Below are 11,670 nucleotides of genomic sequence, written 5' to 3'. Positions count from 1 at the left end.
TTTAAAGAAAATAAGGTGAAACAATAAACCTCAAAGTTTTAAAAACTTTGAGGTTTATTATTTTTTAAAATAATCGTTTAATAAGACAATTATTTTTACGTTAAATTTTATTGCTTTTGAGTTTGCTTTTTAACTTCAGTAGTAACTTTAACATCTGGTTTTATTGTACAATCAGAAATATTGAAATAATTATCTTCCAACTTATCAGCAATTAAAACTAAATGCTCAATTAAATCGGCAATAAACTCTTCTATATTATCTTCAATATCTGTTATCAGTTTATACTCAAAATCAGCTTTCATTTTACCTATCAAAAAAGCTGCCGAATCATCTGTGATTTGTCTGTTTTTAGAAATAATACAGATGTATTTGTATATTTGATACAAACAATTTTTAATAGATCTTGGACATTTTCCGTTTAAAATAATAAACTCTAATGTAGTTTTTCTAGAAGGCGTTTTTTTATAAAAACTACGCATCATATCATGTGTAGATACACATTTTAAAAGCGTAGACCACTGGTAACTACCATCAATAACATCTCCATAAATTTCTTTAGCTGCCGCAACATCACTTAATTTAGAATTAATAATTCTTGATACTTGTATTGCTCTTTCTAAATATACACCTAACATAATTATAGCATACACTTCATCATGCAAAAGCGTACTTTTAATTTTACTTCTTACCTCAGAAGCAGATTGGGTTACCATTGAAGTAAATTCGTATAAGCCACTTTTTACAAATTTATCTATCGGATATCCTTTATAACTATGGTTAATTCTATTGATACATTCAAATAATTCTGTTGAAATTAAATCTCTAGAGCTTCTTGCATTTTCATGCGCATTAATAAAAGTATTTACAATTGAATAGGGTTGCTCTAAATTTAGACCAACATTAAATAAAACAGCTTCTTCTTCTAATGTAATATCTGCGTCTATAATTTCATTAGCAGACATGTACATTACAGATCTTAATACAAATTGTCTAGATTGTGATAATTCATCTGGTGCGTCTAAAGATGAAAAATAATTTACGTTTAAAAACCTTGCTAAGTGCTCTGAACGTTCAATATATCTTCCCATCCAAAAAAGGTTATTGGCTACTCTTGCTAACATATTTTTTTATTTTTTTAAAACCCAAGTGTCTTTTGACCCTCCACCTTGAGATGAATTTACTATTAAATTTCCTTTTTTAAGTGCAACTCTAGACAAACCTCCTTTTAATACAAAATCGGTATCTTTACCTAATAGAGTAAACGTTCTTAAATCTACATGTCTAGATTCGAAAGACTCATTTTCATCTATATACGTTGGGTGAGTAGATAATGACATTATAGGTTGAGCAATATATTTTCTAGGTGCTGCCAAAATTGTTTTCTTAACAGTTTCTATTTCTTCTTTTGTTAGTTTACTTCCAATAGAAATACCATATCCTCCAGATTCATCCACTGGCTTTACAACCAATTTATCTATGTTTTCTATAACATATTTTAACTCATCTTTTCTACTACAATGATAGGTATGTACGTTATTTAGAATCGGTTCTTCATCTAAATAATATTTAATAATTTCTGGCATATAAGTATACACAGCTTTGTCATCTGCCACACCTGTACCAGGAGCATTTACCAAAGTAACATTTCCTTTTTGATACACAGAAAATAAACCAGGAACCCCTAACATAGAATCTTTTTTAAAGACTAAAGGATCTATAAATAAATCATCTACTCTTCTGTATATAACATCTACTTTTTCTGGTCCATAAATGGTTCTCATATACACAAAACCATTTTCTACAAATAAATCTCTTCCTTCCACTAAAACAACTCCCATTTGTTTTGCAAGAAATGAATGTTCGTAATAAGCAGAATTATAAACCCCAGGTGTAATTATAACACAAACAGGAGCATCTACCCCATTTGGTTTTACAGATTCCATAGTATCTAATAACTTAGAACCATAATCTACAACCGTGTGTGCATTATATTGATTAAAAACACCAAACAATGCATGCTTTACAGCATTTCTGTTGCCAATAACATAACTAACACCAGAAGGACATCTAATATTATCTTCTAGAACATAATACTTGCCATCAGCATGTTTTATTAAATCTGTACCCGAAATATGGTTATAAATGCCTCCAGGAGGATCTAATCCTATCATTTCTGGTAAAAAATTAACAGAAGACTTAATTAAATCTTCAGGTACAATACCTTGTTTTATAATTTTTTGATCATGATACACATCCCAAAGAAAAAGGTTTAAAGCTTTACTTCTTTGTAAAACACCTTTCTCTATTGTAGTCCATTCTTTATTATTAATAATTCTTGGAAATAAATCAAAAGGGAAAATTTTTTCTTTTACCTCCTTATCTCCATAAACTTGAAACGTAATTCCTAGATTAAAAAAAGAATCTTTTGCTTGTTTATTTAAACGATCAAATTCTGATACTGAGTAAGAACCAAATAAATTATATAAGGTTTTATACACCTCCCTAACTTCATTATTATCCTTAAGTAGTTCATCATAAAATCTAGAATCTAGTTCGTAAGTTGAAAATAGCGGTAGTGTTTTAGTTTCTTTCAAATCTTATAATTTTTTAGTAAATATAAATTACTTTTGTGAAAAAAGTAAGCATTTTTAAATTATACTGTGATTATTGTAACAATAATTTTATTTTATTTGATTTATTACATAAATCGTAAAAATTCATTATCATATTTTTAAATAAATAATTTCAAAAATAAGTTTTCTATCCAATTTCTACTAAAATCTTATAATCATTGATAAATAACAAGTACAGGCAATAGTAAAAAGGGCATTTACTTTTATTAAAAGCATCGTTGAAATACTTACAAAAGATAGTTATATTTTTCTTAAAATGATGATAAAAGAGGTAATTAAGAGAATAAACTTAAAACACTCTTATTTTAAAAACACCTAAAACACTACCTATCAATAAAATAAACTAAAAACCTGACTTTTAAAAAAAATAGTAACTATTAAAACTCTTCTATTTTTTTCATTCTATTATCTTCGCGCGCATTATGTGGATGTATTTAGGACTTTTAGCGGCTTTATTTTTAGGATTACATAATTTATGTAAAAAACATGCTGTACAAGGCAATGAAGTATTTCCTGTTTTGTTTGGAACAATTTCTGCTGGTTTTCTATTGATACTACCCTTCTATTTAGGATCTATTTGGAATCCCGATTATATGCAAAAAATAGGTTTCTACATTACAAGCATTCCTTGGAGTACGCACGGATTTATTTTTATAAAATCGATGATAATGGCAGCTTCCTGGGTTTTGGCATATCAAGCATTAAAGCATTTACCAATTACCATAGTAACTCCAATTCGCTCTGCAGGTCCCTTTTTTACATTTATAGGTGCTATCTTTATTTATAATGAAAAACCAAATTCATTACAATGGGTTGGTTTTTTTCTGATTATTCTTTCAGTTCTATTATATTCTAAAATTGGTAAAAAGGAGGGTATCAATTTTAAAAGAAATAAATGGATTTTTGCCATTATCGCAGCTACCTTTTTAGGTGCTTCTAGTGGCTTGTATGATAAATTTTTAATTCAGACTTTAACTTTAAACCCTCAAACATTACAATTTTGGTTTTGCTTTTATACCATTCTAATATTGTTAATTATTTTATCAATTACATGGTTTCCTTATGCTGATAAAAGAAAAGCTTTTAAGTTTAGATGGTCTATACCAGCTGTTGGAGTTTTATTACAAACAGCAGATTACTTTTATTTTAAAGCACTACAAGACCCTGATGCTTTAATTATGTTATTATCGGCTATAAAAAGAAGTCAGATTATAATTGCCGTTGTAGTTGGTGGATTGTTATTTAAGGAAAAAAATAAGCGTAAAAAATTGGTTCCTTTATTCGGAATTTTACTTGGGGTATTTTTAATCTTGTATTCTTAAACAAAAAAGTTTCGTAATAAATTACGAAACTTTTCAATATATATTAATGTGTAATTATATTTTACACAGTTTTTTGTTCCATAAAACCTAGAATCTCACTTTCTTTAATTTCTGGATTTGCACCTTCACTACTTGCCACTATTGCACCTACAGCACAAGCAAAATCTAATGCTTCTTGTGGCGCAACATCTTTTAATAGTTTATTAATTAAAGAAGCTAAAAAAGAATCTCCTGCTCCAACAGTGTCTACAACTTTTACTTTATAACCTTCATTATAATAGAATACATCATTATAATAAAGTATTGCTCCTGAACCTCCTTTTGTAACACAAATAGATTTTGTATTTGTAGTTTTTGCAATAAATTGAATGTTCTCTTCTAAAGAAGTTGAATTAAAATTTAATCCCTTTGAAATTTCAATAATTTCATCATCATTAAATTTAATAAAACTAGCCTCATTCATTAAATAACTCAAACGCGCGATGTTATAATAAGGTGCTCTAAGGTTTACATCAAAAATTTTATATTTTGCTATTTTTAAAAGTTCATATAATGTATTTCTTGACACTTCATCTCTAGCTACCAAACTACCATACACAAAAGCATCTGAAACTTTTACTATTTTCTTTGCACTTTCTGTTAATTCTATTTGATCCCAAGCTCTTGGAAACATAATATCATACGAAGCACAACCTTTGTCATCTAATAAAACTTTTACTTTTCCTGTTTTTAGTTCTTCATCTATTTGTAACGCTGCTTTATTAACGTTATTCTCCTTAATAAAGTCCTTAATTTTTTGACCATTATCATCTTCACCAACCTTAGTTATTATATATACATTATTTTCTAAAGATTGTAATCTTACTGCAACGTTTAAAGGAGCTCCTCCTATTTTTTTATGCGTTGGAAACACATCCCAAAGCACTTCGCCAAAACATGTAATATTTGCCATCTAAATTTCATTTAAAATAGTACTATTAATATCTTTCACAGACTTCTCTATTCCGTTTTTAACAATATTCTGATAAGCATCTGTATAAGCATCTAAAAAGGTTTTAGAGTTTTTAAGTTGACCAAAAATAGATTCTATTTCTAAAAAGGCTGCTGGATTATTTCTTGATAAAATTGCTTTCTCAGTTAAAACTGCTTCCATAGCATCTTTAATCATTAGTTGAGACCCATTTTCATTTACGCCAACACTATAAATTGCAAAAGCAGCAATGATAAAAGCAGCATGATTTATAATTCTATTATTTTCTAACTGATTATAAACTGTAGGTAAAATAAAAATTGGAATTTTAGCAGAACTCTCAGAACAGATTCTTTCAATTTGATCTTTTATATAAGTATTTCCAAATCTTTGGATTAATGAAAATTTATAATTTTTTAAATTCACTCCTTCTAAGTCTCCTAAAGTTGGTGTAACTTCATTCCCCATATAAATTCTTAAGAAAGAACTGATATCAGCATCATTTGCAGCTTCATCAATAGTAGAATAACCATATAATGCACCTAAAATTCCTAATACAGAATGACCTGCATTTAGTAAACTTAACTTCATTTTTTCATACGGCACCACATCTTTTACAAACTGAGCACCAACAGTTTCCCAAGCAGGTCTTCCTGCTGCAAAATTATCTTCAATTACCCATTGTTTAAAAGGTTCACAAACTACTGGCCAACCATCATCAATACCAGAAGTTTCTTTTAATTTTTCGATATCTAATGCAGATGTTGCTGGTGTAATTCTATCTACCATTGCATTCGGAAACGATACGTTTTCATCAATCCAAGAAACTAAGGTTGGTTCTGCTACTTTTACATAGCTTAACAACATTTTTTCTGTCATATGTCCGTTTCCTTGTATATTATCACAAGACTGAATAGTAACACCTTTTAAACCATTTTCTTTACGCAGTTTTAACGCTTGTGTTAAATATCCAAAAATAGTTTTAGGTGCACTTGGCGTTTCTAAATCGTGCTGAATTAAAGGATTCTCAAAATTGAATTCTCCTGTTGCTTCATTATAGTTATAACCTCCTTCTGTAATGGTTAAACTGATGATTTTTACATCTGAACTCGCCATTTTTTCAATGACTTTTATTGGACTCTCTGGCGCATATAAAACTTCTACCATAGAACCGATAATTTGTTTTGTTAACGAACCGTCTAATTCTTTTATAATTAACGTATATAAACCGTCTTGCTCTTTTAGTATATTATAAATTTTAGTATCAAAATCTAACAATGCAACACCACAGATACCCCAATCTTTCTGAGAATCATCGTTTAATAATAAGTCCGTATAAAACGCTTCATGTGATCTATGAAACCCACCAATACCAACATGTACAATACCTGTTTTAATTTCGCTTCTATTATAAGTAGGAGAAGTTATTTTAGTACTAATTTCTGCTAAATTCTTTTGATTTAATTTAATTATATTTTCCATGATTTTATTATTTATTTAAAGAATTACCTCTTTTAAGTGCCCAAATTGATGTTACAAAATATACTACAGTACATACAAATGCGTACGTATAAAATAGTTCTCTATTTTCTATATATACTTTTTCTGTTTCACTACCAAATAACACAATACAAGCCAACACAACTGTTATTGCCAATGCTAGTAATGAAATCCCTTTTAATACCTTTGTAAATAATGATGTATCTATTATAAGTACAACTTCTTTTTGTGCCTTTATTTCTTGAAATTCATCTATGTGCGTATTTCTTACTCTCTCTTTTTCTTCTTCTTCTGGATATTTATCTTTTGCTCCATAACGTCTTGCTAAAAAAGTATAAATAAGTATTGTAAAAATCCATGTTGGTATAAATAAATAGTAAAAAGACATTACATTTAAAATGTTTAAACCAAAACCAAATAACAATCCTAATGCCCAAGAAGCAATAGCAGGAGTACTAAAAGTTAAATTACGATAATGAGACCAATAACGTGTATACCCAATTTTAGGGAAAATTTGATGCTCTGCAAAAACAATACTACCAACTGGTACAACTAATAAACCTGCATACGTTAGTAACGGAAGCATTTGTGAAAACACAAACGGAAAACAAGCGACTACCATAGTAACTAAACCAACAATTATAGTTGTCTTTTTTCTTGAATTTTTAGTAAAAATAGCTTGTGCAGCTAAACCTGCTCTATAAAGATTTGCTACAGCGGTTGTCCAACCAGCAACAATAACAATTACAAAACCAGACCAACCTAAAGCGTAATAAGCTACATCTCCTGGATCTAATTCTACGATAGATTTACCAATAATAACAGCTGCACCAGCACCCATTATTCCTGCCGAGATCCAAGCAACAAAATGTCCGAACATCATTCCTGTACTTGTTGTTAATCCGTAAGATTTCTTTTTAGCAAAACGAAATAAAGCCATATCAATAAGACCAAAGTGGGTAATTGAATTCGCTGCCCAAGCAAAACCAATAACTTCAAGTAATCCAATTCCTGGTTCTCCATCACTGTTAAGACCTGTCCAAATGGATTGATCTCCTAAATTTATAAGTTCTGTCCATCCACTTGGCAATGTTTCACCTAAAACATCTAAAGAAAGTGCTGGTAAAAGTATAAATGCACCACTAATAAACATCACAAATAACCAAGGCGCACAAATTGCAGAGAATTTAGAAACCGCTGTAAAACCATATATAGCAATTGCAACCACAACAATACCAACGAGTAAAACGATTAAAACAAACCAAAGATTTGTTGGGTACCAATCTAGTTGTGCCGGAATATCAAAAGCAAACCGAACTGCTGTAGAAGATACGGTTATCATTGCCGCAGAAATGACTGTAAAAATAACAACATTTGCCCAATTATAGAGTTTTGTCATAGAATCTCCAGCTATTTTATTAAGATACGTGTACAAACTCAATCTAGTATCTACAGCAATTGGAGATGTAATTAACGTCCAACTTAAAACAGCTAATATATTACCAATCAATAATCCTAAAATAATATCTTTTGTAGTTGCACCTAAGGCAACAAACGTTGCTCCAATTACAAATTCTGTGGCGGCAACATGTTCTGCAGCGTACAAACCTGCAAAATGCGTCCAATTATGTAGTTTATTTTTAGCAATTGGTAATTGCTCTATTTCTAAGTCTTCGAACTGCTGATATTGATTGGGAGTTTCCATATGATGTTTATTTAAAGTTAGTTCTTTTTAATTTTAGTGATATTGTTATACATGCTGTAGTAAATATTTAGTAATTATATGTGTCTTAAAATAAAGTTAGATCTAATTGAAGTACCGTTTTTTCTTGTTCTGGATTCCACATTGCAGTAATTCCAATTGGTAAATTATAGTTGCCTATTTTAACATCTTTACTAAATGTTGCTCCTACATTTATAATATTAGCAGCACTTTCTGTATAAAAAGTTTTATCGGTAGTAAAAGACCAAGCACCACCTGCAAATAAAGATAAGCTAGCATCTCCTTTTTCCCAAACTTTACTATTTACTTCAAAATAATGCGTCCATGAATTCTTTAGAGAACCGTCCATTTGAACTTCATAATCTCCTGAACCTCCATTAATTATAGTTGCTAAATATAATAAAGTATTTGGAGATATATTGTATCCAAAATTAACATCTACAAAGTTATACCCTTGCGTTTTATCATAACTCCAAAATTGTAGTTTATCACCTCTTTCTTCTACTCCTGTGTAATTGTTATGTGACACTGCCTCAATAAAAAAACGATCAGAAAAACGATATTTGGTATAAATAGAAACTTCTTTATAAAAAGCACTTTCAGTTTTTCCTGTTGTAATATTATTTACATCTATCGTAGAAAAACTTGCGCCTCCCCAAAGACCAAAAGTAAATTTCTCATTTTTTGAATTGTATTCTAAACTAGTAGCAATCATTGCTCCGGGATGTACAACACTCCCGTGCCATAAATGCATATTTTTAACATGTGCTCCAACACTAAAAGCCTGATATTCATCATTAACTAAATCGATTTGAGCGATTGTATGCTGTACAGATATCAATAAAAATATATTTAAAAGTACGATAGAAACACTTCCCTTTTTAATATAATAACTTAGTGGTTTCATTTCTTTTGATAATTGTCTCATTACTTATCTTTTAAATAGTTATAAATCTTAATATGATATCTTTAAAATAAAACGTCATAATGACGTTTGATAAGCAAATGTAAATAAAAAACTTTTACAAAAACAATAAAAAAGAAAAATAAATATTCTATATTAGCTTTAATATATGTTAAATTGACAACCTAAATAGTCATTTAATCAGTAAAACCGCTATACTAGGAAGTTCTGAATCGTTTTCAAAATTTTAAAAAATATTATACGTAATAAATACGTTTATTTAAAGTAATTAAAAAAAAAGAGTAACTTTACGTTATAATTAAGAATATGAGCAACAAGAAAATATCAAATATATCGGTAGATTGTGTCGTTTTTGGATATGATACAGATACCAAATCTTTAAATGTTTTATTAATAAAACGATATTTAGAATCAAAATCTGAAAATAAAGTACTTGTTGATGATTATGTATTAACAGGATATCATGTCTATGAAGATGAAACTTTAGACGACTCTGCTTCTAGAGTATTAAAAGAATTAACCGGACTTACCAATTTATATAAAAAACAATTTAGAGCTTTTGGTGATCCAAATAGGTTGACGAATGAAAAAGACTTATTATGGATTCAAAATGAGGAATTCAACTTAAGAACTATTACAATTGCTTATTATTTTTTATTAAAAACAGAAGATGTTGCTATCGAAAATAACAAATATAAAGCACAATGGTTTTCAATAAATGACTTACCTGAATTAGGATTTGATCACAAACAAATCATTTTAGAAGCCTATGAAGATTTAAAAACAAAATGCCTACAAGAACCAATTATATTTGAGTTATTACCAGATAAATTTACCATAAATGATGTACAAGACTTGTATCAATCAATATTGGCAATAGAAATAGATAATCGGAATTTTAGAAGAAAATTAATCAATAAAAAATACTTGGTTCCTTTAGACGAAAAACAAGTTGGAGTTTCTAAAAAACCAGCACAGTTGTATATGTTTAGCAAAGATATTTACAATAAAATGTTTCAGAAAAATTACTTAATCAACATTTAATGATATTAAACACTTTTATTTTTGACATGGATGGAGTTATCATAGACTCCGAACCTTTTTGGCGACAAGCACAAATAAAAATTTTATCGACTTACAATGTAACCGTTACTGTAGAAGATTGTATAAAAAACACCATGGGTAAAAGGATAGATGATGTTGCTCTCACTTGGTGTCAATTACATCAATTATCTATAAATCCTAAAATTTTAGAAAAAGAAATTATTACAGCTGTAGTTCAATTAATTACTGAAAAAGGAAAAGCAAAAAAAGGCTTATTCGAGTTGTTAGATTTTTTAACTAAAAACAACTTTAATATTGCCCTTGCTACCTCTTCTAGCAAACCTATCATTAACGCGGTTTTTAACAAACTGAATATTACTCATTATTTTAAGGTAGTTTGTAGTGCAGACGATGAAGCATACGGAAAACCACATCCGGCTATTTATCTGAAAGCAGCAAAATTGTTAAAAGTACCTACTGGAAATTGCTTGGTATTAGAAGATAGTGTTACGGGGTTAATTGCCGCAAAAGCTGCTAGTATGCACACCTTAGTTATTCCTGAAGACAAAAATGATCCGAGATTTACATTAGCCAATAACATTTATACTTCAATGCTAGATGTTGTTAATTATTTAAAAACATTGCAATAATCTAATCATAAAAATAGAACTAAACATCCATATTTAATGACATAAAAAAAGCTTCAAGATAATATTGAAGCTTTTTTATAATTTATAAAGTGTTTAACTTTAGTTCATTCCTCCATCTACAGATAAAGTCTGCCCTGTAATATAAGCACTCATATCAGAAGCTAAAAACACACATGCATTTGCAATGTCTATTGGCTGTCCTCCTCTTTTTAAAGGAATACCATCTCTCCAACTTTGCACAGTAGCTTCATCTAATTTTTCTGTCATTTCTGTTTCTATAAAACCAGGAGCAACTACGTTACTTCTAATATTTCTAGACCCTAACTCTAAAGCAACCGATTTAGAAAAACCAACAATACCAGCTTTTGAAGCAGCATAATTAGTTTGACCAGCATTTCCTTTAATACCAACTACAGAACTCATATTGATAATAGAACCTGCTCTTTGTTTCATCATCGGACGAATTACAGCTTTGGTTAAATTAAAAACAGATTTTAAATTTACTTCAATTACTTTATCAAAATCGTCTTCAGAAATACGCATTAACAAGTTATCTTTTGTAATACCTGCGTTATTTACTAAAATATCTATAGCTCCAAATTCTTTTAAAACCTCCTTAGCTAATTCTTGAGCAGCATCAAAATCTGCAGCATTAGATTGGTATCCTTTTGCAGAAACTCCAAAAGCTTTTAATTCTTCTTCTAAAGCATTCGCTGCGTCTACAGAAGAACTATATGTAAATGCCACATTTGCTCCTTGCTTTGCAAATTCAATAGCAATTCCACGTCCAATACCTCTTGTTGCACCAGTAATGATAGCAGATTTATTTTCTAATAATTTCATATTAAGTCTTTATTTTTAAGATTGCAAAGATACTAAAAATAAAAAAACTCGTAAAACAAA

Annotated in this window: 10 protein-coding genes; 3 read left to right on the top strand and 7 right to left on the bottom strand. The window is 29.3% G+C overall.

What is annotated here, in order from left to right; all coding sequences use genetic code 11:
* Window positions 1-107 precede the first annotated feature (107 nt).
* Window positions 108-1,121, bottom strand: coding sequence for an alpha-E domain-containing protein (locus H0I27_RS08820; RefSeq protein ID WP_218730358.1), 1,014 nt, complete (start codon window positions 1,119-1,121; stop codon window positions 108-110).
* Between the two features lie 6 nt (window positions 1,122-1,127).
* A complete protein-coding gene (locus H0I27_RS08815) occupies window positions 1,128-2,594 on the bottom strand; it encodes a circularly permuted type 2 ATP-grasp protein (RefSeq protein WP_218730357.1) in 1,467 nt (488 codons plus the stop codon).
* Between the two features lie 461 nt (window positions 2,595-3,055).
* Here H0I27_RS08815 and H0I27_RS08810 point away from each other — a divergent pair, with 461 nt between their 5' ends.
* Window positions 3,056-3,955, top strand: coding sequence for an EamA family transporter (locus H0I27_RS08810; protein WP_218730356.1), 900 nt, complete (start codon window positions 3,056-3,058; stop codon window positions 3,953-3,955).
* 61 nt (window positions 3,956-4,016) lie between these two features.
* On the opposite strand, the gene H0I27_RS08805 is transcribed toward H0I27_RS08810, so the two are convergent.
* From H0I27_RS08805 to H0I27_RS08790, 4 genes are all read right to left on the bottom strand, one after another.
* On the bottom strand, window positions 4,017-4,907 hold the full coding sequence (locus H0I27_RS08805; protein ID WP_218730355.1) for a carbohydrate kinase: 891 nt from the start codon (window positions 4,905-4,907) through the stop codon (window positions 4,017-4,019).
* Window positions 4,908-6,407 carry a mannitol dehydrogenase family protein gene (locus H0I27_RS08800; RefSeq protein ID WP_218730354.1) on the bottom strand — a complete coding sequence of 500 codons (1,500 nt, stop codon included), beginning with the start codon at window positions 6,405-6,407 and terminating at the stop codon, window positions 4,908-4,910.
* A 7-nt stretch (window positions 6,408-6,414) separates the two neighbouring features.
* Window positions 6,415-8,130: a cytosine permease gene (locus H0I27_RS08795; RefSeq protein WP_218730353.1), complete on the bottom strand. Its 1,716-nt coding sequence runs from the start codon at window positions 8,128-8,130 to the stop codon at window positions 6,415-6,417.
* An 85-nt stretch (window positions 8,131-8,215) separates the two neighbouring features.
* Window positions 8,216-9,076: a hypothetical protein gene (locus H0I27_RS08790; RefSeq protein ID WP_254713063.1), complete on the bottom strand. Its 861-nt coding sequence runs from the start codon at window positions 9,074-9,076 to the stop codon at window positions 8,216-8,218.
* Window positions 9,077-9,379: 303 nt separating this feature from the next.
* Between H0I27_RS08790 and H0I27_RS08785 the strand changes: the two genes are divergently transcribed.
* Together H0I27_RS08785 and hxpB are read left to right on the top strand one after the other, a co-directional pair.
* A complete protein-coding gene (locus H0I27_RS08785; protein ID WP_218730352.1) occupies window positions 9,380-10,117 on the top strand; it encodes an NUDIX domain-containing protein in 738 nt (245 codons plus the stop codon).
* Window positions 10,117-10,767 (top strand): hexitol phosphatase HxpB, encoded by a 651-nt coding sequence (gene hxpB, locus H0I27_RS08780; RefSeq protein WP_218730351.1) that lies wholly within the window; start codon window positions 10,117-10,119, stop codon window positions 10,765-10,767. The genes H0I27_RS08785 and hxpB overlap by 1 nt, the downstream gene beginning before the upstream one ends.
* Window positions 10,768-10,866: 99 nt before the next feature.
* Here hxpB and fabG read toward each other — a convergent pair whose 3' ends face one another.
* The gene (gene fabG / locus H0I27_RS08775; protein ID WP_165731136.1) at window positions 10,867-11,610 is read right to left on the bottom strand and encodes a 3-oxoacyl-[acyl-carrier-protein] reductase; all 744 of its coding nucleotides are present in this window, start codon (window positions 11,608-11,610) and stop codon (window positions 10,867-10,869) included.
* Window positions 11,611-11,670 lie beyond the last annotated feature (60 nt).

The sequence above is a fragment of the Polaribacter sp. HaHaR_3_91 genome (genome assembly GCF_019278525.1).
GTDB lineage: Bacteria > Bacteroidota > Bacteroidia > Flavobacteriales > Flavobacteriaceae > Polaribacter.
The sequence above is the reverse complement of the archived record's forward strand: the minus strand, read 5'-3'. Positions and strand labels throughout refer to the sequence as shown.